Below are 25,157 nucleotides of genomic sequence, written 5' to 3'. Positions count from 1 at the left end.
CGGCGGCCTTCGCCGTCGGGAGGCGCCGTCGGGAAGGCTCAGTCGGGAAGGCTCAGTCGGCCGTGAACAGGTGGTCGCTGATCAGGCGGGCCGCCCCGACGATGCCGGCGGTCCCGCCGAGCTCCGACAAGACGATGGGCAGGTTGCCGGTCGCCAGCGGCAGGGAGCGCTGGTAGACGACGCTCCGGACCTCCGCGAGCAACGCGTGGCCGAGGCCCGCCACCCCGCCGCCGATGATCACCAGGCCGGGGTTGAAGAAGCTCACCAGCGAGGCGAGCACGAGCCCCACGTGCCGGCCGCCCTCGCGGACCATCCGCACGGCGGCGGCGTCGCCCGAGCCGGCCGCCGCGCCCACGTCCTCTGCGGTGAGCGCGCCCTCGTGCGCGAGCCGGTCGGCGAGGAAGGCGGACTCGCCGGAGCGGGCGGCCGCCAGGGCGTCGCGGGCCAGCGCCGCGCCGCCGAAGTACGCCTCCAGGCAGCCGGTGTTGCCGCAGGTGCACAGGGGACCGTCCTCGTCCACCCGGATGTGGCCGATGTCGCCCGCGCTGCCGGTCACCCCGCGGTAGATCTCGCCGTCGACCACGATGCCGCAGCCGATGCCCGTACCGATCTTGACAAGTAGGAAGTCGTCGACGGACCTCGCGAGACCGGCGTGCAGCTCGCCGAGCGCCATTATGTTCACGTCGTTGTCCACCAGCACCGGGCAGCCGAACTCCCGGGTCAGCGACTCCCGTACGGGGAAGCGGTCCCAGCCGGGCATGATCGGGGGCGAGACCGGCGTCCGGTCGCGGAAGCTGACCGGGCCGGGCACGCCGAGGCCGATTCCGTGGATCACCCCGTGCATGTCGGCCGTCTCGCCGGTCAGCAGCTTGCCGACGAGCTCCATCGTCTGGTCGAGCACCGCCTCGGGGCCCTCCCGCACGTCGGCCGGCTTCGACAGGTGGCCGAGCACCTCCAGCTCGCCGTTGGTCACGCCCACGTCGATGGAGGTGGCGCCGATGTCGACGCCGACGAAGCGCAGATCGGAGGCGAGGCGGACGATGCCCGAGCGCCGCCCTCCCCGGGACGCCGCGAGGCCTCCGGACTCCACGAGGCCCAGCTGGGTGAGCCGGTCGAGTTCGAGGGCGAGCTTCGACGCGGAAAGACGGACCACCTCGCCGAGCTCGGCGCGCGAACGCGCGCCGTCCTGACGCAGGAGGCGCAGGAGCCGGGCCTGGTGCGGATTCTCGGGGCGAACCGTCATTCGCTTCACGCCGCTCTTCGGGGTCGGGGAAACTTCGGGCCGGGAAACTTCGGTGTCGAGGAAATCGGTTACATCCGGTAACTGACTCTACTTCTGCTCTGGCCCTCTCAACTTTATTACAGGACTGCCTGACTTTTAGCCTCGTATGTGAAAAGTTTCTATTGAATCTTGCCCAGGTGGCGGCCATGCCGGTGCGGGCTCCGGGCGTACGGACCGGTAGCTTTTCCCCATGGGCAGGACGATGGGAGAGACGACGGGACGTCATGTGGTCGTCGTGGGCGCCGGCATCGCGGGCCTGGCCGCGGCGCTGCACCTGAACCGGGCCGAGGCGGGGCTGCGGATCACCGTGCTGGAGGCCGCGCCGAGGATCGGCGGCAAGCTGCACTCCTCGTCCGTCGCCGGAGTGGAGGTCGACGCCGGCGCCGAGTCGATGCTGGCACGGCGGCCCGAGGGCGTGGAAATGGCCCGGCTCGCCGGTCTCGGCGACGACCTGGCCGCCCCGGGCACGACCCGGGCGGCGGTCCTGTCGCGGGGATCCTTGCGCCCGCTGCCCAGGCAGCAGGTCATGGGCGTGCCCGCCGACGTGGTCGCGCTCGCCCGCTCGGGCATCCTGTCGCCCGCCGGGCTCGCCCGCGTGCCGCTCGACCAGTTCCTGCCGCCCACGCTCGTGACCGGGGACGTCTCCGTCGCGGCGTACGTGCGGGCCCGGATGGGCGGCGAGGTCGTCGAGCGGCTGGTCGAGCCGCTGCTCGGCGGCGTCTACGCCGGGCGGGCCGAGTCGCTGTCGCTCGACGCGACCATGCCGCGTGTCGCCGCCGCCGCCCGCACCGAGCGGTCCCTGCTGCAGGCGGCGAGGAGCATGGTCGCCGAGGCCCCGGCGGACGCCGGGCCGGTCTTCACGACGCTCAGGAGCGGCATGGGCGCGTTGCCGGCCGCCGTGGCCAAGGAGTCCGGCGCGCAGATCCGGACCGGCGTCACCGTACGCGACCTCCTCCGCACGCCGGACGGCTGGCGGCTCGTCACCGGCCCCACCCGCGACGAGGAGACGATCGACGCCGACGCCGTCATCCTGGCCGTACCGGCGCGGCCCGCCTCCCGGCTGCTGCGGCGCGAGGTGCCGGGGGCGGCGGCGGAACTGGCCGCGATCGAGTACGCCGGGATGGCGATCGTCACCCTCGCCTATCCTCTGACGGCCTTCCCCGAGCCGCCGGCCGGGAGCGGTTACCTGGTCCCGCCGGTGGAGGGGCGGCCGGTCAAGGCGACGACGTTCAGCAGCGTCAAGTGGCCCCACCTCGCCGAGGCCGGCCCGGACATGTTGATCGTCCGGTGTTCGCTCGGCCGGCTGGGGGAGGAGGCCGTGCTCCAGCGCGACGACGCCGAGCTGACGGCCCTGGCGGTGAACGAGATGGCCGAGGTGACGGGCGTGCGCGGGCTGCCGGTCGACACCCGGGTGACCCGATGGGGCGGCGCGCTCCCGCAGTACGAGGTCGGCCACCTCGACCGGGTGGCCCGCGTGCGGGCCGCGATCGCCGGGCAGCCCGGCCTGGCCGTGTGCGGCGCGGCGTACGAGGGCGTCGGCGTCCCGGCCTGCGTCGCCACCGCGCGCACGGCCGCCCGGCTCGTGCTCGATCATCTGCGGGCGGCGCAGGCCGCCCCGGGGGCCTGACCACCTCGCCGTACGGGCAGAATGGAGCCATGACGGAGCCCGCCCCGCGCCCCAAGGCACGCGATCTCAACCTGGTCATCCGCTACACGATGTGGTCGGTCTTCCGGCTGCGCGACCGGCTCCCCGACGCTCGTGAGGGCGTCGCCGAGGAGGTCGAGGAGCTGCTCGCCCAGGCGGCGGGCAAGGACGTGACGACGCGCGGCTGCTACGACGTGGCCGGGTTCCGCGCCGACGCCGACTACATGTTCTGGTGGCACGCCCCCTCGCCGGAGGACCTCCAGGAGACCTACACCCGCTTCCGCCGTACGGCGCTCGGCCGCGCGAGTGAGCCGGTCTGGTCGGCGATGGCCCTGCACCGGCCCGCGGAGTTCAACAAGTCCCACGTCCCGGCCTTCCTCGCCGACGAGGAGCCCCGCGGCTTCGTCTGCGTCTACCCCTTCGTCCGGTCCCTGGAGTGGTACCTGCTGGAGGACTCCGAGCGCCGCAAGATGCTCGCCGAGCACGGGAAGATGGCCCGCGACTATCCCGACGTGCGGTCCAACACGGTCGCCTGCTTCGCGCTCAACGACTACGAGTGGATGCTGGCCTTCGAAGCCGACGAACTGCACCGCATCGTCGACCTGATGCGCCACCTGCGGGGAGCCGAGGCGAGGCGGCACACCAGGATCGAGATCCCCTTCTACACCGGCACCCGCAAGCCGGTCAGCGAGCTCGTCGCCGCGCTGCCCTAGCGATCGACACCCCCAGGACGGCCCAGGTCAGGGCTTCGACCAGGGGTCCCGCCGCGCCGAGCGCCATCGTCAGCGGCAGCGTCGCGGGCAGGACGGCCGCCACGGGACGGGGCACCGTCCCGTGGCGGAAGCACGCGATCGCCAGCAGGACCAGCCCGGCCATCCACAGCGCGATCCCCGGCACGAACAGCACCCCGAGCGGGTCCGGCGCGTCGTGGCCGAGGAGGAATGTGGTCGTCACCGGGACGGCGACGAGCGCGTGGCCGAGGCCGTACAGCAGCGCCCCGGCGTCGCCGGTCCGCCCCCAGCCCCGCGCCCGCCCGTGGACGCGGCGCAGGGCCAGGACGGCCGCGACCGCCGCCACCAGGTAGAGCGCGTACGCGCCCTCGATGACGTGGTCCGCCGCGGAGGCGAACGGCACCGTCTGCGTGTGCAGGATCTGCGTCACGCCGAGCGTCAGCGCCGCCGCGGCGGCGACGGCCGGAGCCAGGGGTATGGGAGCGGTGGAAGCGCGGGGCGACGCGGTGGCGTCCATGACTGTTCTCCTCCGGAGGGCGGTGTCGTTGCCCGTCCAGGGTCGGGCCGTGCCGATCCCGGCCGGAGGAGCCGATGTTCCCGTCCGCGGGGGAACGCCTCCCGGACTTCCGGGACGCCGGCTCAGCCCGTGGCGAGTCCCGCCGCGCGGGCGGCGGCGACCGCCTCGGCGCGGTCGCGCACGCCGAGCTTGACGAGGACGCCGGAGACGGCGTTGGCCACGGTCTTCGGGCTGACGCCCAGGCGCGCCGCGATCGCCTGGTTGCCCAGGCCCGACGCGACGAGTTCCAGGATCTCGTACTCCCGGCCGGTGAGCGCGGGGAACGGCCGCGGGGACACGCGGGGCGGCGCGTGCAGCAGCTTGACCAGGGACTCGGCCGCGCCGGTCCCGAAAACGGCCTGTCCCCGGGCCGCCGCGCGCACCGCGGCGACCACGTCGTCCTGGCCGGCGTTCTTGAGCAGGTAGCCCCTGGCCCCCGCGCGGACCGCCGCCAGCAGCGACAGGTCGTCGTCCGACATCGTGAGCATCACCACGTTCGGCGGGCGGGATCCGGCGGACAGCCGCCGGGTCGCCTCGATCCCGTCCATGTTCGGCATCGAGATGTCCATCAGCACGACGTCGGGGGTGTGCTCGCGGGCGGCCACGAGCGCCCGCAGGCCGTCCTCGGCCACCGCCACGACCTCGATGCCCTCCACGGTCGACATCAGCGCCCCGAGGCCGTCGCGGACCACCGGGTGGTCGTCGACGACGAGCAGCCTGATCACAGGGGAATCCACGCGGTCACCACCGTTCCGCCGCCGGGGGCGGCGTCGATCGTCAGCTTTCCGTCCAGCTCCTCCACTCGCTCCCGCATCGAGGTCAGCCCGACTCCCGGGACGGCCTCGGGCGGGAGCCCCCGCCCGTCGTCGCGCACGCCCAGCTCGAACCCCGTGCCGTCCTCGGTTCGCCCGAGCCGTACGGCGCAGCGGCGGGGCTCGCCGTGCCGCACCGCGTTCGTCAGCGCCTCACGGGCGACCAGATAGGCCGTGACCTCCACGGCGGCCGGCAGTCCGCTCACGTCCGCGGCCGTGACGTCGATCTCCACCCCGCCGGCGCCCAGCGTCGCGGCGGTGTGCTCGACGGCGCCGGCCAGCCCGAGCTGCGCCAGTTCGGGTGGCCTCAGCCCCCGCACCAGCCGGCGCACGCCCGAGCCCGCCTCGGCCACCTGCGTCCTGATCTGGGTCAGCAGGCCGCGCACCCGCTCCGGGTCGGCCGTCAGCGCGTTGCCCGCGGCGTCCACCGTGAAGCCGATGCCCGCGAGGAAGGCGCCCAGCCCGTCGTGCAGGTCCCTGCTGAACCGCCGCCGCTCCTCCTCCCGGGCCGTGACCAGCAGCGTCCGCGAGCGCTGCAGCGCCGCGGCCCGGTGGGCGGCGGCGAGCGCCGCCCCGGCGTGCGACGCGAGCGGGGTGAGCACCCGCACGTCGCCTCCCGACAGGCCGAGGACGCCGAGAACCTCGTCCTGGAAGCGCAGCGGCACCGACACGCCGAGCGGGGCGGGCGTGCCCCGCTCGGCGACCTTCAGCGGCTCGCCCGGCGCGCCCAGCTCGGCCCGTACGTAGGCGGCACGGGTCGCCTCGGCTGCCGCGTCGGCGACCGCGGCGAGGATCTCCGCGGGCTCCGAGGTCGCGGCCAGGCGGGCGCCCAGCCGGGCGTGGACGGTCTCGGGGTCGGCCCGGCCGCCGTACAGGATGCGGCCGGACGCCCGGCGCAGCCAGCGGTGCAGCGGCTCGACCGCGACCGCCACGGCCGCCGCGGCGGCGACGTGCGCGCCGGTGAGCCCGGACACCGTGAAGTACAGCAGGGCCAGGGCCCCGGTCAGCAGCCCCAGGGTGAGCACGCGGCGCAGCCACGGCCCGGTCCCGTACAGGTCGTGGCGGAGCATCGCCACGCCGACGCAGGCCGGCAGGGCCAGGATGAACGGCACTCCGGCGGCGGGCAGCCGGGTGACGGCCGGCAGGAAGACCCCGGCCACGAACGCGCCGGCGCCGAGGCAGATCCACAGCAGCTGGGTGCGCCGCTCGCCCTGCGCCCTGGCGGTACGGACGACGAGCCCGGCCGCGCAGGCGAGCGAGACCGCGGCCAGGAGCACGATGACGGCGGGCAGCGCTTCCCGCACCGGTGCCAGGGCCTCGACCGGGAACGGCCGGTCCGGGCCCTCGGGCACCAGCGCGGCCACGACCGTGAACGCCGCCGTGGCGGCGACTCCCGTCGCTGCCACCGGCCGCCAGGCCCGCCCGGGCAGATGGCCGTCCGGCACGAGCAGCAGCAGGACGCCGCCCACGGTCAGCAGGGCGGGGGCCCAGGCCCACGCGCCCACCCAGGCGGCCCAGCGGCCGCCGGGCAGGCCGGGCCGGAGCGCGTAGGAGTCGGCGAAGTAGGCGACGGCGCCGAGCGCGGTCACCAGGCAGCAGGGTCCGACGGCGCCGCCCCTGCGGCGGGCCGTCAGATAGGCGCCGAGCGGGGTGAAGCCGAGCGCGACCGCGGCGTCCACGGGATCGGCGCCGCCCAGCGCCCCTCCGGCCGCGACCAGGGCGCAGGACAGCCCGAACACGAGCCAGGACAGCGCGGAGGAGAGGGCGGAGGACAGGCTGGAGGACAGGGCGGCCGGCACGCACCCTCCCTGGTGACGGTGGAGGACGGGACTCTGGAAGGGACATTCTGTCGGACCACGTGCGAAACGCCCGAAAGGGACTTGGCGGCGTCTGGACTTTGCCATACTGTGACGAGGGATCTACGTCTAGGTGAGGCAGAGTGTCAAGCGGGCTGGCACGTTCCAGGGGGCGCCGTCGTAAGGGGCGGACCCGTTCACACGTCGTCGAACTGTCGCTCGGGGCGGCCGCCTTCGCCGTCGGGGCGTTCGCGATCGCCGGGCCGCTGTCGCACCCGGACGCGGCTCCGGCGAACACGGCCGCCGCGCCCGCGCCACACGCCTCCCCAGCCGGTGAGCTCACCGTCGCCAGCGTCGACACGGGGAAGAAGACCGACGGCGCGCGCAAGAAGAAGGCGCCGGCGAAGAAGGCGTCGGGACCGTCCAAGTACACCGACAAGAAGGCGGACGCCTATTTCCGCAGCCGGTGGAACGACAAGACGGCCAAGAAGGTCAAGGACATCCGCACCACCGGCCGCTACCTGCGCATCTACACGAGCCTCCCGGAGAACGCCGACAACTCCAAGGCCGCGATCACCCTGTGCAAGCGCGGCCTGGAGTACCTGGCCGAGCGGGGGGAGGTCAACCCCGTGGTGTTCGTCCAGTCCAGGTTCGGCGAGAACGGCAATCCCGTCCTCGCCAACGTCCTCGGGCCGGACGACGACGACTGCCGGGTCACCTACCCCAAACCGAACTGAGGCTGCCGAACTGAGCCGAGCCGGCCTTATTCGGCCGGGCGCAGGGTCAGGCTGACGGAGTTGATGCAGTACCGGTCGTCGGTCGGGGTGGGATAGCCCTCGCCGTGGAACACGTGCCCGAGGTGCGAGTCGCACCGCGCGCAGCGCACCTCGACCCGGCGCATCCCGAGGGAGTCGTCCTCGTGCAGCGTCACGGCCTCCGACTCCGACGGCTCGAAGAACGACGGCCAGCCGCAGTGCGACTCGAACTTCGTCTCCGACCGGAACAGCTCCGCCCCGCAGGCGCGGCAGGAGTAGACGCCGACGGTCTTGGTGTCGACGTACTCGCCGGTGTAGGGGCGCTCGGTCCCCGCCTGCCGGAGGACGCGGAACTCCTCCGGGGAAAGCTGCGCGCGCCACTCGGCGTCGCTCTTGACGACCTTTTCCATGCTCACCACCCTGTGTCCGGTGGCCCCTCGCGGGGATTACGAAGTGAGGAACCATCAGGCCGTCCAGGATCTTCCCCGGGGGTAGGGTCGCCTACATGGCTTCGCCGTACATCGAGATCGAGGTGGGTGACCGGGTCGTCAAGGTCACCAACCCGGACAAGGTCTACTTCCCGGCGATCGGCGCGACCAAGCGCGACCTGGTGACGTACTACGTCAGCGTGGGGGAGGGCGCGCTGCGCGCCATGCGTGAGCGGCCGACCTACCTCAAGCGGCACCCGGACGGCGTCGGCTCCGAGGCGATCTACCAGAAGCGGATGCCCAAGCACCCCGACTGGATCGAGACCGTCACCGTGCGCTTCCCCAGCGGGCGCGCGGCCGACGCCTTCTGCCCGACCGAGGTGGCGGCCATCGCCTGGTGCGCCAACCTCGGCACGATCGACTTCCACCCGTGGCACGCCCGCCGCGCCGACCTCGACCACCCCGACGAGTTGCGCATCGACATCGACCCGCAGCCCGGCACGTCGTTCGAGCAGGCCCGTACGGTCGCCTTCACGGTGAAGGAGATCCTCGGCGAACTCGGCATGCGGGGGTTCCCGAAGACCTCCGGCAGCCGCGGCGTCCACGTCAACGTGCGCATCGAGCCGCGCTGGACCTTCACGGAGGTGCGGCACGCCGCCATCGCCTTCGCCCGGGAGGTGGAGCGGCGCACGGATCTCGCGACGACCGCCTGGTGGAAGGAGGAGCGGGGGGAGAAGGTCTTCATCGACTACAACCAGAACGCCCGCGACCGGACGGTGGCGTCCGCCTACTCGGTGCGCGCCCGGCCCGACGGCCGGGTCTCCGCCCCGGTGACCTGGTCAGAGCTGGAGGACTGCGACCCGGGCGCCTTCGACCTGAGGACGATGCCGGACCGCTTCGCCGAGCTGGGTGACGTGCAGCGGGAGATCGACGACCGCGCCTTCGGCATCGGCACGCTCCTGGAGTGGTACGACGCCGACGAGCGGGGCGACCTGCCCTACCCGCCGAACTATCCGAAGATGCCCGGCGAGCCCAAGCGGGTGCAGCCGTCCAAGGCCAGGCCGTCCGGCGACGCCGTAGGTGACACGGCCGGTGACTGAGCCCGCCGCCGGCGGATCAGTGGTGGAAGCTCGTCGCGTCGTCCGGGCCGAATATGGGCGCGGACTGCCTCCGCAGCCAGGGCAGCAGGCCGCGAAGGTCGTCCACCAGCCGGTCGGCCAGATCGAGCGAGAACCCGTTGCGGCACACCACCCTCAGCACGTGCAGATCCTCCCGGTCGGGCGGGAAGGCGTAGGCCGGCACCAGCCAGCCCCACTCCCGCAACCGCCGGGAGACGTCGTAGACGTTGAACCGGGTGACGTCGTCGCCGGTGGTGAAGGCGAACACCGGCAGCTGGTCGCCCCGGGTGAGGAGCCGGAAACAGCCGAGATCCTCGATCTGCCCGGCGAGATGCGTCGCCACCCGCCGCAGCGCCCCCTGCACCTCGCTGAAGCCCGCGTGACCGAGCCGGAGGAAGTTGTAGTACTGCGCGACGACCTGCGATCCGGACCGGGAGAAGTTGAGGGTGAACGTCGCCACGTCTCCGCCGAGATAGTCCACGTGCTCCACCAGGTCGCCGGGGAGCGCGTCCCGGTCCCGCCACAGGATCCACCCGAGTCCCGGGTAGACCATCCCGTACTTGTGGCCCGAGACGTTGATGGAGGCGACCCGCGGGAGGCGGAAGTCCCACACCAGGTCCGGATCGAGGAAGGGGGCGATCATCCCGCCCGACGCGGCGTCCACGTGCACGGGCACGGACCATCCCGTGCGTTCCTCCAGCGCGTCGAGCGCCGCGCAGACGCCGGCGACCGGCTCGTAGCTTCCGTCCATCGTGGAGCCGAGGACGGCGACGACGCCGATGGTGTTCTCGTCGCACCGCTCGGCGGCCTCCTCCGCGCCCAGGTGGAACCGGTCGCCCCGCATGGGGACCAGGCGGGGCTCCACTTCCCAGTAGTTGCAGAACTTCTTCCAGCACACCTGGACGTTGACGCCCATGACCAGGTTGGGCCGCGCCCCGGCGGCGCGGCGGCCGGTGTCGCGCCGCGCCCAGCGGCGCTTGAGCGCCATCCCGCCGAGCATGCAGGCCTCGCTGGACCCGACGGTGGAGGTGCCGACCGAGGCGTCGGGGTCGGGGGCGTTCCACAGGTGGCCGAGCATCGGAACGCAGCGCCGCTCGAGCTCCGCGGTCGCGGGATACTCGTCCCTGTCGACGAGGTTCCGGTCGGAGATGCCGGCCATGAGCGCGTGCGCCTCCGGCTCCATCCAGGTGGTCACGAACGTCGCCAGGTTCAGCCGCGGGTTGCCGTCCAGCATCAGCTCGTCGCGGATGAGCCGGGACACCGTGGCGGGCGCCGCGGGCCCGTCCGGCAGCCGGTGCCGGGGAGGAACCGTCGTGATCCCGGAGGCGGGGTCGGCCGCTCCGAACAATGGATTGACCCATACCGGCCGTCGCGCGGACTGTCCGCCGTCCCGTGAAGCCACCGTCCGCTCCTCTCCGCCGGCCCCCCGAACGAGTCTCGCAGCCGGCGGCTACAGACCGGGCAGACGGTGGTCAAAGCCGCGGTACATGCGTCTCCGTCACTCCGGTGCCACCGGGTTGAAGGGGTGCATCTCGAAGAAGTCCGGTTTGACGATCGTGTACGTCGACTCCGGAACCTCCAGCCAGAGACCCGGCAGATCGCGCAGGGGCTCGGACACGACGACCCGCGCGTCGTCCGAGAGCTCCACGGACTCGAACACCTCCGGATGCAGATGCCGGAGAGTCTGCGTGTTCGCGCTGTGGAACAGCGATCGCGAACGATGGTCGCTGGAGTAGCGGAAGGACCACACGTGCTCGCCGTCCGACGTGGCCAGCGACATCTGGAGCGGGTGCTCCACGCCGTGCCCGCGCGCCGTCCGCTCCACGAGACCGGCCATCCGCGCCACCGCCCCCGGCGGGTCCTCCCGCAGCCCCAGCGTGAGCGCCAGGAAGAACATGACCTCCGAGTCCGTGGACCCCTCGATGGACGCGAACAGATCCGGGGCGACGGCCATGACGAGATCCCGTTTCACGCGGCCGAACTCGGAGATCGCGCCGTTGTGCATCCACAGCCACGGGCCGTACCTGAACGGATGGCAGTTCGTCTGCTGTATCGCCGTTCCCGAGGACGCCCGCACGTGCGCCATGAACAGCGGCGACCGGACATGGCTGGCGAGTTCGCGCAGGTTGCGGTCGCCCCACGCGGGCTTGGTGTCCTTGAACACCGCGGGCGCCGCGCCGCCCTCCCCGTGGTGGCCGTCCCCGTGGTGATCGGCGCTGTAGTAGCCGACGCCGAACCCGTCGCCGTTCACCGTCTCCTGGCCGTACCTGGAATGGAGACTCTGGTCGATCAGTGAGTTCTCCGGCTCGTAGAGCAGCTTGTCCATAGTGATCGGCGAGCCGGAGTAGGCCAGCCAGCGGCACATGTCCCCTGTCCCTCCCGTCGCATCGGCTCGTCCGGCGTGCCGGGCCTGCCCGGCGCCGGCGACGACGCCTCCCCCCGATGTGCCGTTCCCGCGCTGCCGGTCCGTACGCGTGGCGCGGCCGGGCCGGTGCGGTGTTGTCGGTGCGGTGTGCGAGTGTGGGAACCGTGCGCCGCATCCATCCCCACGCCGAGGACGATCCCGACATCGCCGCGGCCTACGCCTACCCGCGTGACCACTGGCTGCGTCTCAACATGGTGGCGAGCGCCGACGGCGCGGCCTGGGTCGAGGGCCACTCGGAGGGCCTGTCCGGCCGGGCCGACAAACGGATCTTCGGGCTGCTGCGCGGCCTGGCCGACGTGGTGCTCGCCGGCGCCGCAACCGTCCGCACGGAGGGCTACCGGCCCGCCCGCCCGCGCGAGTCGTGGCGGGCGCCGCGCGAGGGCCGTCCGCCCGTGCCGCCGATCGCCGTCGTCACCCGCCTGCTCGACCTCGATCTCGGTGGCCCGCTGTTCACCGAGGCCGAGCCGTACGCCCGGACCATCGTGATCACGACGGAGTCGGCGCCCAAGGAACGCCGGGAGGAGGCCGCGGACAAGGCCGTCCTGATCGTCGCCGGAGACGACCGGGTCGATCTCGCGACCGCGGTGGACGAGCTGCGCGGCCTCGGGCTCGGCCGGATCCTCTGCGAGGGCGGGCCGCGGATCAACGCGCAGCTCGCCGCCGCCGGGCTCGTCGACGAGCTGGCGCTGACGGTGAGCCCGCTGCTCGCCGGGGGCGACGCCGCGCGCATACTGGACGGCGTCGCCTCGCGCACGCCGCTGACCCTCGCCCAGGTGCTGGAGGAGGACGGCTTCCTCTTCTGCCGATACCTCAGGGAGGCGCATGATGAAGCCGCCGGTTGAGCCGCAGATCCCCGACCTGGACCTGCCGGTGGTGCCACCGGTCGCGCCGATGCTCGCCAAGGCCGTCAAGAAGCTGCCCGAGCAGGACGGCACGCTCTACTACGAGCCCAAGTGGGACGGCTTCCGCTGCGTCGTCTTCCGCGACGGCGACGAGGTCTTCCTGGGCAGCAGGAACGAGCGGCCCTTCACGCGCTACTTCCCGGAGCTGGTCGAGGCCGTCAGGAAGGAGCTGCCGCCCCGGTGCGTGGTGGACGGCGAGATCGTGCTCATCAGGGGCCAGTCGCTCGACTTCGACGCACTCCAGCAGCGCATCCACCCGGCCCAGTCCCGGGTGCGGCTGCTGGCCGAGAGCACGCCCGCCTCCTTCGTCGCCTTCGACCTGCTCGCCCTCGGCGGGGAGGACCTGATGGAGGCGCCGTTCTCGGAGCGGCGGGCCCGGCTGGAGGAGGCGCTGGCGGGGGCGGGCCGGTCGGTGCGGCTCACCCCGGTCACCCGGGACGAGGGCCGGGCCGCCGAGTGGTTCGACGCGTTCGAGGGCGCCGGGCTCGACGGCATCGTGGTCAAGCCGGGAGACCAGCCGTACGCGCCGGACAAGCGGGTGATGTTCAAGGTCAAGCACGAGCGGACGGCCGACTGCGTCGTCGCGGGCTACCGCGAGCACAAGTCGGGGCCGGTCGTCGGGTCGCTGCTGCTCGGGCTGTACTCCGCCGACGGCCGCCTGCACCACGTGGGGGTGGCCGCCTCCTTCCCGATGAAGAGGCGCGAGGAGCTGGTCGGGGAGCTCGCGCCGTACCGGCTGGACGACCTGAGCGAGCACCCCTGGGGACACTGGGCCGAGGTGGCGCAGGGCGGCGGGCAGAGCGGCGGGCAGGGCAGTGGACAGGGTGGCGCGCAGGGCCAGCGCCTGCCGGGCGCCGTCTCGCGGTGGAACGCCAAGAAGGACCTGTCGTTCATCCCGCTGCGGCCCGAGCGGGTGATCGAGGTCGCCTACGACCACATGGAGGGCGACCGGTTCCGGCACACCGCCCAGTTCCGGCGCTGGCGCACCGACCGCACGCCCGAGTCCTGCACCTACGACCAGCTCGAACGCCCGGTGAGCTACGACCTCGACGAGATCCTCGCCCGCTGAGCCGCTCCGGCGTCCGGAAGTCGGCCGCGGTCGGGCGGCGGCCGGCGAAGGCCGCAAGGGCGCAGCGGGGTTCGGCAGGCCAGCGAGCTTGAGCGGGGTTCGGCAGGGTCAGCGGGGCTCGGCAGGGCTGAGCGGGGCTCAGCCGGTCAGGGCGCGTACGGCGGCGGTGACGACGACGGCCGCCGCGACGGTCACCAGGAAGGGCGCGCGCAGCAGCAGCGCGACGGCCGCCGCGGCGAGGCCGGCCGCCCGGGCGTCGACGACGAGCGTGCGGCCGTCGGCGAAGGTCTGCAGGGCGATCAGCGCGGCCAGCGCCGCGATCGGCACGAGCGCGGCGAGCCTGCGCACGAGCGGCCGTTCCAGCACCGCCGCCGGGACCGACAGCCCGAGGAGCTTGACCGCGTAGCAGCCGGCGACGGTGACCGCGATCGCGATCCAGGCCCCCATCACGCCTCCTCCTCCCGCGCCGCCCGATGCGTCCGCTCCGCCGCGGTCCGCTCGCGCCGTGCGGCGGAGCGGGACCGGAGCGCGGCGACGCCCAGGACGGCGGGCGCGGCGAGCACGGCCACCAGCACCGGGACGCCCGCGGGCAGGAACGGCACGCAGGCCAGGGCCAGCAGGACGGCCAGCACCGCCACCGCCACCTCATGCCGGAGGGCCCCGGCCCGGATCGGCCGGGCCGTCGCCGTGCCCGCCTCACCCCGGCCCGGAGCCGGGGTGGCCCCGTCCCGCGCCGAAGGAGCGGCGGAGGAGCGGTCCCGGATCATGGGCAGGAGCAGGGCGAGGAAGACGGCCGGACCGGCCACGTCGAGTCCCCAGGCCGCCGGGTCGCCCAGGGCCTCGGCGCCCAGCGCGCCGAGGAGGGTCGTGATGTTCCACCCGGCGTACAACGTCACGCCCGTGACGGTGAAGCCGAGCCGGGCGAGACGCCGGTCGGGCTGTGCCAGGGCCACGGCGGAGGTCTCGTCGATCACCCAATGGGCGGCCAGCGGGCGGACCGCCGCGGGAAGGCCGAGCATCTGCGACAGACGCAGGCCGTAGAAGGCGTTGCGGACGCCCAGCAGCAGCGCCCCCGCCGCGGCGGCGAGCGGGGCCCCACCCGCGCCGAGCGCGCCCACCAGCGCGAACTGGGACGCCCCGGTGAAGACCAGCAGTGACAGCACGCAGGTCTGGGCGAGCGTCATCCCGGCCCCCGCCGACGTCACGCCGAACGCGAACCCGGAGAGGCCGACCGCCGCGCCGACTCCGAGGGCGTCCCGCACGACCGCCGCCCGGGGCTTCGGCGGCAGGCCGGCGTGCGGTGGGGTGGGTGGCGGGATGGGTGGTGGTGGGGTGGGTCGTGCCGGGGTCACCCGAGCGAGGGTAGCGGGCGGCTCGGACCGCCGGCGCACACGAGGACGCGCATGGACCGGCCGGTGACGCTGATCTTGGACCCGGCGGCCAGCGGCTCCGCCGCCTCCGCGTCGTCCGGCGGGTCCTCGTCGGCGGTGTCGAGCACGGGACGCCAGGCCGCGCCCAGCTCCGGGCCGGGGAGGGCGAAGGTCAGGTTCTCGTGGTGCGCGTTGATCAGCAGCAGGAACGTCGCGTCCGTGATCCGCTCGCCCCGCGAGCCGGGCTCGCTGATCGCGTCGCCGTTGACGTAGACGCCGAGCGACTTGGCGTAGCCGGTCTGCCAGTCGGCGTCGGCCATCTCGGTGCCCGACGGCGTGAGCCAGACGATGTCCCTGCTGTCGTCTCCCACTGAGTGGCCCAGGAAGAACCTGCGGCGCCGGAAGACGGGGTGGGCCCGCCGTAACGCGCCCAGGCGGCGGACGAACTCCAGCAGGCCGGGTTCCCTGCCGATCTGGGACCAGTCGATCCAGGACGTCTCGTTGTCCTGGCAGTAGGCGTTGTTGTTGCCCTGCTGGGTGCGGCCGAACTCGTCGCCCGCCAGCAGCATCGGCACGCCCTGGGACACGAACAGGGTGGTGAGGAGGTTGCGCCGCTGGCGCCGCCGCAGCCGGTTGATCGCCGGGTCGTCGACCGGCCCCTCGGCGCCGCAGTTCCACGACCGGTTGTCGTCCGTGCCGTCGCGGTTGCCCTCGCCGTTGGCCTCGTTGTGCTTGTGGTCGTACGACACGAGGTCGTTGAGCGTGAACCCGTCGTGGGCGGTGACGAAGTTGATCGAGGCCACCGGGCGGCGGCCGCTGGTCGCGTACAGGTCGCTCGACCCGGCGAGGCGCGAGGCGAACTCGGGCAGCGTCCGGGAGTCGCCCCGCCAGAAGTCCCGCACGGAGTCGCGGTACTTGCCGTTCCACTCGGTCCACAGGGGCGGGAAGTTGCCGACCTGGTAGCCGCCGGGACCGACGTCCCACGGCTCGGCGATCAGCTTGACCTGGGAGATCACCGGGTCCTGCTGGATGAGGTCGAAGAACGCGCTGAGCCGGTCGACGTCGTGCAGTTCGCGGGCCAGTGCGGCGGCGAGGTCGAAGCGGAAGCCGTCCACGTGCATGTCGAGCACCCAGTAGCGGAGCGAATCCATGATCAGCTGGAGCGCGTGCGGCGAGCGGACGTTCAGCGAGTTGCCGCATCCGGTGTAGTCGATGTAGTAGCGGCGGTCCTCCTCGCGCAGCCGGTAGTAGGCGTTGTTGTCGATGCCCCGGAACCCGAGCGTGGGGCCCATGTGGTCGCCCTCGGCCGTGTGGTTGTAGACCACGTCGAGGATCACCTCGATCCCCGCGTCGTGCAGGGCCCGGACCATCGCCTTGAACTCCTGGACCTGCTGGCCGCGCTGCCCCGCGGAGGAGTACGCGTTGTGCGGCGCGAGGTAGGCGATCGTGTTGTAGCCCCAGTAGTTGGTCAGCCCCCGGGCGACCAGGAAGTGCTCGGGCACGAACTGGTGGACGGGCATGAGTTCGACCGCCGTCACGCCGAGCGAGCGCAGATGGTCGATCACGGCGGGGTGCGCGAGACCGGCGTAGGTGCCCCGCTGCTCCTCCGGCACGGCGGGGTGGCGCATGGTGAGCCCGCGCACGTGCGCCTCGTAGATCACCGTCTCGTGGTACGGCGTGCGGGGCGGCCGGTCGTTGCCCCACTCGAAGAACGGGTTGACCACCACGTTCTTCGGCATGTGCGGCCCGGAGTCCTCGACGTTCAGCTGTGCGGGGTCGGCGAAGCGGTAGGAGAACAGCGACTCGTTCCACCGCACCGAGCCCTCGATCGCCTTCGCGTACGGATCGAGCAGCAGCTTGGCCGGGTTGCACCGGTGACCGTGGTCGGGCCGGTAGGGGCCGTGCACGCGGAGGCCGTACCGCTGGCCGGGCATGATCCCCGGCAGGTAGCCGTGCCAGACGAAGCCGTCGACCTCGGGCAGGTCGACGCGGGTCTCCGCGCCGTCGTCGTCGAACAGGCACAACTCGACCCGCTCGGCCACCTCCGAGAACACCGAGAAATTGGTGCCCACGCCGTCCCAGGTGGCGCCGAGCGGGTACGGCTCTCCAGGCCAAACCTCGCGCATGTAACCTCATTCTCCACTGCCGGGACGATTCGTGCACCTGGGGCGGTACCCCTGCTCCCGGTCCGCGCACGCGGAGGCCCCCGCCGGACCGGTCCGGCGGGGGCCCCGCTGGTGGTTCAGCCGACGAGTTCGGCGTTCAGGGTGATCGTCGTGCCGGCCAGCGCCTTGCTCACCGGGCAGTTCGCCTTCGCGGTCTCGGCCGCCTGCTGGAAGTCCTCGGCCGACAGGCCGGGCACCTGGGCCCGTACGGAGAGCACGATGCCGGTGATGCCCTCTCCGGGCTGGAAGGTCACGTCGGCCCGGGTCTCGACCGACTGCGGCGGGGTGCCCGCCTGGGCCAGGCCGTGGGACAGGGCCATCGAGAAGCAGGAGGAGTGGGCGGCCGCGATGAGCTCCTCCGGGCTCGTCTTGCCGTTCGCCTGCTCGGCCCGGGAGGGCCAGGAGACGTCGAAGGTGCCGACACCGGAGGTGTCGAGCGAGACGGTGCCCGAACCGTCGAGCAGGGCGCCCTTCCACTGCGTCGTCGCGGTACGAGTGGTCGCCATGGCGACATCCCTTCACTAGCGAGTCTTAATCCATCAGCTGCGACCTTAACGCCACCCGCGCCGCCGATCGTCCCGCGACCCTCCCCATCACGCCGGCCCCATCACGCCGGCGCGGCGGCGAGCCGCGCCTGGTGGGCCCGGTGCTCGGCCCGGACCAGGTCCTCGACCTCGGCCCTGATCCGCAGGAACTCCGCGGAGCGCCTGATCTCCAGCGGTCGTGGTTCCGGCAGGTCGATGACGATCTCCTGGCTGATCCGGCCGGGATCGCTGGACAGCACGACGACCCGGCGGGCGAGGAAAACGGCCTCCTCCGTGTCGTGGGTCACCATGACGACGGTCGGGCGTTCCCCGGTCGGCGTCACGTCCTGCCAGACCTGCCGTACGAACAGCTGCATGTCCTCCCTGGTCTGCACGTCGAGCGCGCCGAACGGCTCGTCGAGCAGCAGCACGCGCGGCGCGCAGGCGAGGGCGCGGGCGATCGCCACCCGCTGCTGCTGCCCGCCCGACAGGCGGCCCGGCAGGGCCCCGGCCAGGTGGCCGAGGCCCACCTCGTCGAGCAGCCACCGCACCCGCTCGCGCCGGGCGGCGCGCGGCAGGCCGAGCGCCTCCAGGCCGAACGCGACGTTCTGGGCCACGGTCCGCCACGGATACAGCGAGGCGGTCTGGAACACCAGCCCGCGGTCCGGGCCGGGGCCCGTGACCTCCCGGCCGTCCAGCAGCACCCGGCCGGACGTGGGCGGGACGAGGCCCGCGACCATCCCCAGCAGGGTCGACTTGCCCGAGCCGCTCGCCCCGACCACGCAGACGAAGTCGCCCGACGTCACGGACAGGTCCACGTCCTGGAGCACAGGCCGGCCCGGGACGAACTCCTTGCGCACGCCCTCCAGCCGGAGACCCGTCATCGCGCTCATCAGCGGGCCCACCTCCCCACCCGGGCGCGCAGCAGGCGCAGCGTGACGTCGATGGCCAGGCCGATCAGCCCGATGACCACCAGGATCGCGAAGATGCGGTCGGTCTGCAGGAACCGCTGGGCCCGGGTGATCCGGTAGCCGAGGCCCGAGGTGGCCGCGACCAGTTCGGCGACGACCACGAAGTTCCACGCCGCCGCGGCGTTGACCCGCATCGCGTCGATGATCCCCGGCAGCGCGTACGGGAACACCACCCGGGCGGCCACCCGCGGCCGGGACGCTCCGAGGGTCGCCGACACCTCCAGCAGCCGGCGCGGCACCCGCCGTACGGCGTCGGCGGTCATGAGCGTGTTGAAGAACACCACGCCGAGGACGAGCAGCGCCACCTTCGACGCCTCGCCGATGCCCAGCCAGATGATCAGCAGCGGGATGAAGGCCGACGCGGGCAGGTAGCGCAGGATGCCGACGGCCGGTTCGAGCAGCGGCTGCGCCCAGCCGAGCGTCCCCATCGCGAACCCCAGCGGCACCGAGATCAGGACGGCCAGGCCGAAGCCCGCCGCGATCCGGCCGAGGCTCGCCGCGAGGTCGGCGGCCAGCTCGCCCTCGGCCGCCATGTCCAGGCCGGCCGCCCAGACCGCCGACGGGGACGGCAGGAACGCGGGGTCCACCCGGCCGCTCGCGCTGACCGCCTGCCAGGCCGCCAGCGGCACGAGGATCGACAGGCACCGCAGCAGCCACGCCGTACGCGCGGAGACCGACGTCGTGAGCGGCTTGGTCGTGAGCGTCCGGCGCTGCGCGGGCCCTTCCGCCGCCGGGGCCGTCTCGATGTCCTGTCTCGGCATCGCTTCGGCCGCGGTCACGGCTGCACCGCGCGGACGAACTGGGGCGCGAACAGGCCCTCCAGCGGAGGGGCCTTGTCCACCAGCTTCGACGAGACCAGGAAGTCCGCGATCTCCTTGGCGCGGCCGTCCAGCTCGCCGGAGAACGCCGTCCGGTTGCGCTCGAGCGTGAAGATCGTCGTGCCCTTGTCGTACGACTCGTAGTCGGACACGCTCACCCCCGCCCGCTTCGCCATGATCTGCAGGGCCTCCGGCCGGTGCTCGCCGATCCAGGTGAGCGCGTCGAACCAGGCCGACACGAGCCCCTGCACGGCCTTCGGGTCGCGGGAGACGAGGTCACGGGTCACCACCAGGTGGTCGGGGATCGCCCCGGGGAAGTCGGCCGACGTCGCGATGGCCCGGCTGCCCTTCCGCTTGAGCGCGGTCGTGGTGAAGGGGGCGAAGACGCCGACGGCGTCGACCTGCCCGGCGACGAAGGCCGCGGCAGCGGCGTCGGTCGGCATGGGCCGGAACTGCACGTCCGCCTCGGTGAGACCGGCCTTCCGCAGCGCGAGCAGGAGCAGGTAGTGATCGACGGTGCCCTGCTCGGCGGCGACGGTCCGGCCCTTCAGGCCGGCCAGTGACGAGATGCCCGGCCCGGCGATGATCTGGTCGTTGCCGCTGGAGTTGTCGTTGACCAGCACGACGCTCTGCTTCGCCCCGCCGGCCACGGACGCCAGCGTGTCGTTGAGCGTCTGGCTGTTGGCGTCGATCGTCCCCGTGGCCAGCGCGTTGAGCGAGTCGGTGTAGCTGTCGAAATACTTCAGCTCGACGTCCACGCCGTTCTTGCGGAACAGGCCCTGCTCCCCGGCGACCTGCCAGGGGAACCAGCCCGGCCAGGCGCTGAAGCCCAGGGTGATCGTCGAACCGGCCGGGGCGGCGGCCTGCTTTTCCCCGGGGGAGGCGCAGCCCGCGAGCAGGAGCAGGGTCAGGAGCAGGGCCGGCAGCAGGGACGGTACGGCGGCGAGGTGTCGGCGCGTCATCGGACCGCCTCCTTCTTCCTCTTCGGCAGGTGTCCCGAGCGCACCAGGCACCCGAGGGTGTCGCAGATGACCCGGGTGGCGATGAGCGAGGTGATCTCGGCGTTGTCGTACGGCGGGGAGCACTCCACCACCTCGATCCCGGCGAGCGGCCGGGCGTCGGCGATGAGCTGGATGAACTTGAGCACCTCGCGGGGGAGGAACCCGCCGGGCTCGGGCCAGCCGGTTCCGGGCACGAAGGCCGCGTCGAGGCAGTCGACGTCGAAGGACAGCCAGACGGCCTCCGCGCCGTCCCAGGCGACCTCCAGGGCCCGCTCGGCGGCGGCCTCGATGCCCATCTCGACGCAGTCGGTCACCGTCATGATCGTGGTGCCCCGCTCGCGGCCCACCTTCACGCCGGGGCGGGGCGCCTGCCAGCCGCCGATGCCGATCTGCACGAGGTTCTTCGGCGGCACGTTCGGGATGTCGGTGGCGTGGAACCAGGGGGTGGTGTGCATCCGCTCGTCGAGGTCGGTCTCCTGGGTGTCGACGTGGCGGTCGAAGTGGATGATGCCGACGTTTCCCCGCACGTGTTCGGCCACCCCGCGCACGGTCGGGTAGCCGATCGAGTGGTCCCCGCCGAGGATCACCGGGAAGGCGCCGCTCTCGAAGACGTGCGCGACGCCCTTGCTGATCTGGTCGAAGGTCTTCTCGATGTTGCCCGGGATCGTGAAGATGTCGCCCAGGTCGCAGATCGTGATCGACTCGCGGAGGTCGACGCCGAGCTCGAAGCTGTACGGGCCGTACAGCGCGGAGATCTTGCGGATGCCCTGCGGCCCGAAGCGGGTGCCCGAGCGGTAGGTGGTGCCCCCGTCGAAGGGCGCGCCGAGCACCGCCACGTCGTACTCCCCGCAGCGCCGCACGTCCTCGACGTACGGCGCCTTGAGGAAGGTGTTGATCCCGGCGAAGTGCGGCAGTTCGCCGCGGGAGAAGGTGGGGATGGTGCGGTCGACGATCGAGTCGGCGCCCTGCAGGCCGAGTTCGAGCCCGCGGGCGATCTCCCGCTCGTGCATGGTGGTGGGGATCTCGGCCTCACGCTCGACGGCGTTGCGGGCTTCGGGACCGTAGTGGGAATGGAGGTGGCCCACGGCACTCCTCGGGAGACGGCTGGTCCACCGCCGCCCGGCGGGCGGCGGGCTTCGCGACCCGCGGCGTCTCCCCGGTCCCGGCCGCGCCGTTGACCGGGGAGACGCCGAAGTCGCAGCCTCCCGGGCTTTTGTCCCGCCGTGGAACGGCTCCGCGCCGAGCCGCCTGCACCTCTCGGACCAGCCGAACGGAACCCTAGGTGCGCCTCACCGGGGTGAGCCGGTGAGTCCCCTTCATGACAGCGGCGGCCTGTTTCCGCCGGATTTCCGTTTCGTAGCCGTCCCGTGACCCCCTGCTCACGCGGGCGCCGCGCGGTCCAGGATCGGCTCCAGGTCGAGACCGGCCGGGAGCGTGCCGAAGGCGCGGCCCCAGTCCCCGCCGAGGCGGGAGGCGCAGAACGCGTCGGCCACCGGCGCCGGGGCGTGCCGCACGAGCAGGGACGCCTGCAGGACCAGCGTCATCTCCTCGGCCACCCGGCGGGCGTCGGCCTCCCCGGCGGAGGCGAGCGTCTTCAGCACCCGTTCGGCGGCGTCGTCGACGCGGCGGTCCCCGGCGCGGGCGACCTCGGCGAAGAACGCCTCGACCGCCTCCGGCTCCCGGGCGAGCACCCGCATCAGGTCGAGGGCGGCCACATTGCCCGAGCCCTCCCAGATGCCGTTCAGCGGGGACTCCCGGAACAGCCGGGGCATCTGCGACTCCTCGACGTACCCGTTGCCGCCCAGGCACTCCAGCGCCTCGGCGGCGTGGACCGGCGCCCGCTTGCAGATCCAGTACTTGGCGGAGGCGAGGGCGGCCCGGCGGAACAGGCCCTCGGCGGCGTCGCCCGCCACCGCCCGGTCGGTCGCCCCGGCCAGGCGGGTCATCAGCGTGGTCGCCGCCTCGGACTCCAGCGCGAGGTCGGCGAGCACGGCGCGCATCAGCGGCTGGTCGGCCAGCGGCCGGCCGAACGCGCTCCGGTGGCGGGCGTGGTGCAGGGCCTGCGTCAGGCCCTGCCGCATGCCGGCGGCCGAGCCGATCACGCAGTCGAGCCTGGTCATGTTGACCATCTCGATGATCGTCCGGACACCCCTGCCCTCCTCGCCGACGAGGAAGGCCGTCGCGCCGTCGTACTCGACCTCCGCGGAGGCGTTCGACCGGTTGCCGAGCTTGTCCTTCAGCCGCATCAGGCGCATGGCGTTGCGGGTGCCGTCGGGCAGCACGCGGGGGAGCAGGAAGCACGACAGCCCGCGCGGGGCCTGGGCCAGCACCAGGAACGCGTCGCACATCGGGGCGGAGTTGAACCACTTGTGCCCGGTCAGGGCGAAACTCCCGTCGCCCAGGGGCTCGGCCCGGGTGGTGCCGGCCCGCACGTCGGAGCCGCCCTGCTTCTCGGTCATGGCCATCCCCGCCAGCACCCCCCGCTTCTCCAGCGGCGGGCGCAGCCCGAAGTCGTACGTGCGGGAGGCCAGCAGGGGCTCCCACTCCGCCCGCAGCGACGGCGAGTGCCGCAGCGCGGCCACGGCGGCGTACGTCATGGAGATCGGGCAGCCGTGCCCGGCCTCCACCTGGGACCAGACGAAGAACTTGGCGGCCCTGGCGACGTGCGCCCCCGGCCGGGCCGAGGTCCAGGGGGAGGCGTGCAGCCCGTTGCCGACCGCGACCGACATCAGCTCGTGCCAGGCGGGGTGGAACTCGACCTCGTCGATCCGGTTGCCGTACCGGTCGTGGGTGCGCAGGACGGGTGGGTACTCGTTGGCCAGCCGTCCCCACTCCTGTGCCTTCTCGGAACCGGCCAGCAGGCCGAGCCGGCGCAGCTCCCCGGTCGCCCAGTCCGCCCCCTCCCTGGCGAGCCCCTCCAGCAGCGCCTGGTCGGCCGAGACGTCGTGCCCGGTCAGCGGGGACGGCTGGTTGGTCACGTCGTGAGTCGCGTCGCGGTTCACAGGGTCCTCCTCGGGTGATGCCGGGTCCTCGGCGCCGGGAACCGGGGCGAGGCCGGACCTCCATCTCAGCACCCGGGCACGCCGGGACAAACACCCGCCGCCGCGCTCAGGCGCCGGAGATGTCCAGGCCCAGCTCCTGGGCGGCCTCGAGCGCGAGGTCACGGGCGTAGCCCTGGCCGGCGCCCGCCTCGCACAGCACCCGGTGGACCCCGTCGAACGCCCTCCTGTCGCCGCGCGCCGCGAGGCCGCGGGCCGCCTCGGCCACGGTCGTCACGTCGCGGTCGGCCAGCCGGGCGGCCAGCGCCTCCCTGATCCGGGCGGTGTCGGCCGGCAGGCCGGCGAGGCCCATGGTCGCCCAGTCGCGCACCTCGTCGTCCCCGCACTCCGTCAGCCGGATCAGGGCGGTGAGGCCGTCCTCGTCGCCGGGCGGCAGGACCGCGGCGAGCGCGACCGCGTCGTTGACGGTGGGCTGCCGCCCCGGGCCGCCGACGATCGCCAGCACCTCGGGGAGTGCCCGCTCGTCGGCCCGGTGGCCGAACGCGGCGAGCAGCGCCTCGACCACCGCGGGCTCGGTCTCCCGGCGGGCCAGGTCGCGCAGGATGCCGAGGACCTCGTCCTGCCGTTCGTCGTGTCCGGTGTGCTGGCCGGTGTGCTGGGCGGTGTCGGGGCCGAGCTGCGCGAGGACGTCGACGCCGAACTCCCGCCACGCCGGGTCGTCGCTCTCGCACAGCCGCGTCACCGCCCGGAACGTCTCCTCGTCGTGGCGCCCCCGCAGCGCGTGGACGGCCGCCCACCACGTCTCGTCGTCCTCGTCGAGGTCGCGGTAGGGCAGAACGCGGCGGAGCAGCACCTCGGGCGGCGGCCGGAGGCCGAGCGCCGCCTCCAGGACCGTGGTGGCGGCGGCGTGCCCGTACTGGCGGGCCACCGTATACACGCCGGAGTAGGCACCGGTGCGGGCGTCCTCGGCGCGCGCCTCGACGGTGACCCGCCGGGTGCCGTCCGGCGCGGCGGAGTGCGCCACCAGCACCGTGTGCTCGCCGCCCAGCCGCGCGGCGGCGTCGTCCCGGAGGACCGTCTCCAGATCGGCCGCCGCCAGACGGCCGGCGATCTCCAGCGGGGTCGCGCCGTCCCAGCCGGGCGCGGCCGGGTCCGCGCCGTGCTCCAGCAGCGACCAGACGATCCCGTACGCCCCGAACAGGGCGGCCAGCGTCAGCGGCGTGTCGCCGTCCTCGTCGGGCAGATCGGGGTCGGCCCCGGCGTCGAGCAGCACGTCGGCCGACTCGAGGTTGCCGTTGGCCGCCGCCCAGAGCAGGGCCGTCCAGCCGCCCTCCTCCGCCGCGTCGGGGTCGGCGCCCCCGTCCAGCAGCGCCTGCACGGTCGCGGCGTGGTCCCAGCAGGCCGCGGCGCACAGCGGCAGCCCCTCCTCGGGCCCGCCGCTCGGCCGGTCGGGGTCCGCGCCGTGGTCCAGGAGCAGCCGGACGATCTCGTGGTGCCCACCGGCGGAGGCGCGGTAGAGCGGCGTCGTCCCCTGGGCGGGGTCGACAGCGGCGGCCACAGCGGGGGACACGGTGGGGGACACGGTGGGAGACACAGCGGGGGACACGGCTGGGGACACGGCGGCCTCCGGGTGCAGCAGCTCCGCCACCCGCGCGGCGTCCCCCTCCGCGATCGCCTCCAACAACCTGCTGCGGGTCACGTCTCCATGCTCACACAGCCCCTTCTGGAGGACCCCGCAGGGATCGTCCCCAGGGAGGATGGGGAGCGGGGCCGGCGGGGGTTACGGTGGA

23 protein-coding genes and 1 riboswitch are annotated in these 25,157 nt (G+C 73.3%); of the genes, 6 read left to right on the top strand and 17 right to left on the bottom strand.

Features of this window, described 5'->3' with window-relative positions; translation table 11 throughout:
- Window positions 1-52: 52 nt before the first annotated feature.
- Window positions 53-1,243, bottom strand: coding sequence for an ROK family transcriptional regulator (locus F5972_RS05765; protein ID WP_150931801.1), 1,191 nt, complete (start codon window positions 1,241-1,243; stop codon window positions 53-55).
- Between the two features lie 229 nt (window positions 1,244-1,472).
- Here F5972_RS05765 and hemG point away from each other — a divergent pair, with 229 nt between their 5' ends.
- Complete coding sequence (gene hemG / locus F5972_RS05760) at window positions 1,473-2,909, top strand: protoporphyrinogen oxidase (protein ID WP_225311198.1); 1,437 nt, start codon at window positions 1,473-1,475, stop codon at window positions 2,907-2,909.
- 29 nt (window positions 2,910-2,938) lie between these two features.
- A complete protein-coding gene (gene hemQ / locus F5972_RS05755) occupies window positions 2,939-3,640 on the top strand; it encodes a hydrogen peroxide-dependent heme synthase (RefSeq protein ID WP_150931800.1) in 702 nt (233 codons plus the stop codon).
- Here the strand turns inward: hemQ and F5972_RS05750 are convergent.
- The 3 genes from F5972_RS05750 to F5972_RS05740 all read right to left on the bottom strand — a co-directional run bounded on the left by F5972_RS05750 (window position 3,612) and on the right by F5972_RS05740 (window position 6,825).
- Entirely contained in the window at window positions 3,612-4,175 is a 564-nt protein-coding gene (locus tag F5972_RS05750) for a hypothetical protein (protein ID WP_150931798.1), read from the bottom strand. The two genes, hemQ and F5972_RS05750, sit on opposite strands and share 29 nt — an antisense overlap.
- Window positions 4,176-4,297: 122 nt before the next feature.
- Entirely contained in the window at window positions 4,298-4,951 is a 654-nt protein-coding gene (locus F5972_RS05745; protein ID WP_225311197.1) for a response regulator, read from the bottom strand.
- Window positions 4,936-6,825, bottom strand: coding sequence for a sensor histidine kinase (locus tag F5972_RS05740; RefSeq protein ID WP_150931796.1), 1,890 nt, complete (start codon window positions 6,823-6,825; stop codon window positions 4,936-4,938). Before F5972_RS05740 ends, F5972_RS05745 begins: the two co-directional genes overlap by 16 nt.
- 140 nt (window positions 6,826-6,965) lie before the next feature.
- On the opposite strand from F5972_RS05740, the gene F5972_RS05735 reads away from it, so the two are divergent.
- Window positions 6,966-7,559 (top strand): hypothetical protein, encoded by a 594-nt coding sequence (locus F5972_RS05735; protein WP_150931793.1) that lies wholly within the window; start codon window positions 6,966-6,968, stop codon window positions 7,557-7,559.
- 26 nt (window positions 7,560-7,585) lie between these two features.
- On the opposite strand, the gene msrB is transcribed toward F5972_RS05735, so the two are convergent.
- On the bottom strand, window positions 7,586-7,987 hold the full coding sequence (gene msrB / locus F5972_RS05730; RefSeq protein ID WP_150931791.1) for a peptide-methionine (R)-S-oxide reductase MsrB: 402 nt from the start codon (window positions 7,985-7,987) through the stop codon (window positions 7,586-7,588).
- A gap of 95 nt (window positions 7,988-8,082) precedes the next feature.
- Between msrB and ligD the strand changes: the two genes are divergently transcribed.
- Window positions 8,083-9,105: a non-homologous end-joining DNA ligase gene (gene ligD / locus F5972_RS05725; protein ID WP_150931789.1), complete on the top strand. Its 1,023-nt coding sequence runs from the start codon at window positions 8,083-8,085 to the stop codon at window positions 9,103-9,105.
- Between the two features lie 16 nt (window positions 9,106-9,121).
- Here the strand turns inward: ligD and F5972_RS05720 are convergent, their stop codons facing one another.
- Both F5972_RS05720 and F5972_RS05715 read right to left on the bottom strand, forming a co-directional pair.
- Window positions 9,122-10,525 carry a glutamate decarboxylase gene (locus F5972_RS05720; protein WP_150931787.1) on the bottom strand — a complete coding sequence of 468 codons (1,404 nt, stop codon included), beginning with the start codon at window positions 10,523-10,525 and terminating at the stop codon, window positions 9,122-9,124.
- Window positions 10,526-10,621: 96 nt separating this feature from the next.
- Complete coding sequence (locus tag F5972_RS05715) at window positions 10,622-11,488, bottom strand: class II glutamine amidotransferase (protein WP_150931785.1); 867 nt, start codon at window positions 11,486-11,488, stop codon at window positions 10,622-10,624.
- A 155-nt stretch (window positions 11,489-11,643) separates the two neighbouring features.
- Here F5972_RS05715 and F5972_RS05710 point away from each other — a divergent pair, with 155 nt between their 5' ends.
- Entirely contained in the window at window positions 11,644-12,390 is a 747-nt protein-coding gene (locus F5972_RS05710) for a pyrimidine reductase family protein (RefSeq protein ID WP_307819975.1), read from the top strand.
- Complete coding sequence (locus tag F5972_RS05705; RefSeq protein WP_225311196.1) at window positions 12,371-13,519, top strand: ATP-dependent DNA ligase; 1,149 nt, start codon at window positions 12,371-12,373, stop codon at window positions 13,517-13,519. Before F5972_RS05710 ends, F5972_RS05705 begins: the two co-directional genes overlap by 20 nt.
- A 138-nt stretch (window positions 13,520-13,657) precedes the next feature.
- Here F5972_RS05705 and F5972_RS05700 read toward each other — a convergent pair whose 3' ends face one another.
- The 10 genes from F5972_RS05700 to F5972_RS05655 form a co-directional block, all read right to left on the bottom strand.
- Window positions 13,658-13,966 (bottom strand): AzlD domain-containing protein, encoded by a 309-nt coding sequence (locus F5972_RS05700; protein WP_150931783.1) that lies wholly within the window; start codon window positions 13,964-13,966, stop codon window positions 13,658-13,660.
- Entirely contained in the window at window positions 13,966-14,871 is a 906-nt protein-coding gene (locus tag F5972_RS05695; RefSeq protein WP_225311195.1) for an AzlC family ABC transporter permease, read from the bottom strand. The genes F5972_RS05700 and F5972_RS05695 overlap by 1 nt, the downstream gene beginning before the upstream one ends.
- Complete coding sequence (gene glgX, locus F5972_RS05690) at window positions 14,868-17,015, bottom strand: glycogen debranching protein GlgX (RefSeq protein ID WP_150931781.1); 2,148 nt, start codon at window positions 17,013-17,015, stop codon at window positions 14,868-14,870. Before glgX ends, F5972_RS05695 begins: the two co-directional genes overlap by 4 nt.
- 116 nt (window positions 17,016-17,131) lie before the next feature.
- On the bottom strand, window positions 17,132-17,560 hold the full coding sequence (locus F5972_RS05685; protein ID WP_150931779.1) for an OsmC family protein: 429 nt from the start codon (window positions 17,558-17,560) through the stop codon (window positions 17,132-17,134).
- Window positions 17,561-17,661: 101 nt separating this feature from the next.
- Entirely contained in the window at window positions 17,662-18,471 is an 810-nt protein-coding gene (locus F5972_RS05680) for an ABC transporter ATP-binding protein (RefSeq protein WP_225311194.1), read from the bottom strand.
- Window positions 18,471-19,328 (bottom strand): ABC transporter permease, encoded by an 858-nt coding sequence (locus tag F5972_RS05675; protein WP_225311193.1) that lies wholly within the window; start codon window positions 19,326-19,328, stop codon window positions 18,471-18,473. The genes F5972_RS05680 and F5972_RS05675 overlap by 1 nt, the downstream gene beginning before the upstream one ends.
- On the bottom strand, window positions 19,325-20,329 hold the full coding sequence (locus F5972_RS05670; protein WP_150931777.1) for an ABC transporter substrate-binding protein: 1,005 nt from the start codon (window positions 20,327-20,329) through the stop codon (window positions 19,325-19,327). Before F5972_RS05670 ends, F5972_RS05675 begins: the two co-directional genes overlap by 4 nt.
- On the bottom strand, window positions 20,326-21,453 hold the full coding sequence (locus F5972_RS05665) for an agmatinase family protein (protein ID WP_150931775.1): 1,128 nt from the start codon (window positions 21,451-21,453) through the stop codon (window positions 20,326-20,328). The genes F5972_RS05670 and F5972_RS05665 overlap by 4 nt, the downstream gene beginning before the upstream one ends.
- Before the next feature lie 115 nt (window positions 21,454-21,568).
- Window positions 21,569-21,661, bottom strand: a riboswitch (guanidine-I (ykkC/yxkD leader).
- An 86-nt stretch (window positions 21,662-21,747) separates the two neighbouring features.
- Complete coding sequence (locus F5972_RS05660) at window positions 21,748-23,370, bottom strand: isovaleryl-CoA dehydrogenase (RefSeq protein ID WP_150931773.1); 1,623 nt, start codon at window positions 23,368-23,370, stop codon at window positions 21,748-21,750.
- A 106-nt stretch (window positions 23,371-23,476) separates the two neighbouring features.
- The gene (locus F5972_RS05655; RefSeq protein WP_225311192.1) at window positions 23,477-25,066 is read right to left on the bottom strand and encodes an ankyrin repeat domain-containing protein; all 1,590 of its coding nucleotides are present in this window, start codon (window positions 25,064-25,066) and stop codon (window positions 23,477-23,479) included.
- Window positions 25,067-25,157: the final 91 nt, after the last annotated feature.

This window comes from Microbispora cellulosiformans, from assembly GCF_008728085.1.
GTDB lineage: Bacteria > Actinomycetota > Actinomycetes > Streptosporangiales > Streptosporangiaceae > Microbispora > Microbispora amethystogenes.
This window is presented reverse-complemented; position numbering and strand designations above follow the sequence as displayed.

Excerpts from the sequence above, each read along its gene's own strand:
- F5972_RS05765 (WP_150931801.1), bottom strand. The coding sequence starts at position 1,243 with ATGACGGTTCGCCCCGAGAATCCGCACCAGGCCCGGCTCCTGCGCCTC.
- hemG (WP_225311198.1), top strand. The coding sequence starts at position 1,473 with ATGGGCAGGACGATGGGAGAGACGACGGGACGTCATGTGGTCGTCGTG.
- hemQ (WP_150931800.1), top strand. The coding sequence starts at position 2,939 with ATGACGGAGCCCGCCCCGCGCCCCAAGGCACGCGATCTCAACCTGGTC.
- F5972_RS05750 (WP_150931798.1), bottom strand. The coding sequence starts at position 4,175 with ATGGACGCCACCGCGTCGCCCCGCGCTTCCACCGCTCCCATACCCCTG.
- msrB (WP_150931791.1), bottom strand. The coding sequence starts at position 7,987 with ATGGAAAAGGTCGTCAAGAGCGACGCCGAGTGGCGCGCGCAGCTTTCC.
- ligD (WP_150931789.1), top strand. The coding sequence starts at position 8,083 with ATGGCTTCGCCGTACATCGAGATCGAGGTGGGTGACCGGGTCGTCAAG.
- F5972_RS05715 (WP_150931785.1), bottom strand. The coding sequence starts at position 11,488 with ATGTGCCGCTGGCTGGCCTACTCCGGCTCGCCGATCACTATGGACAAG.
- F5972_RS05705 (WP_225311196.1), top strand. The coding sequence starts at position 12,371 with ATGATGAAGCCGCCGGTTGAGCCGCAGATCCCCGACCTGGACCTGCCG.
- F5972_RS05700 (WP_150931783.1), bottom strand. The coding sequence starts at position 13,966 with ATGGGGGCCTGGATCGCGATCGCGGTCACCGTCGCCGGCTGCTACGCG.
- glgX (WP_150931781.1), bottom strand. The coding sequence starts at position 17,015 with ATGCGCGAGGTTTGGCCTGGAGAGCCGTACCCGCTCGGCGCCACCTGG.
- F5972_RS05685 (WP_150931779.1), bottom strand. The coding sequence starts at position 17,560 with ATGGCGACCACTCGTACCGCGACGACGCAGTGGAAGGGCGCCCTGCTC.
- F5972_RS05680 (WP_225311194.1), bottom strand. The coding sequence starts at position 18,471 with ATGAGCGCGATGACGGGTCTCCGGCTGGAGGGCGTGCGCAAGGAGTTC.
- F5972_RS05670 (WP_150931777.1), bottom strand. The coding sequence starts at position 20,329 with ATGACGCGCCGACACCTCGCCGCCGTACCGTCCCTGCTGCCGGCCCTG.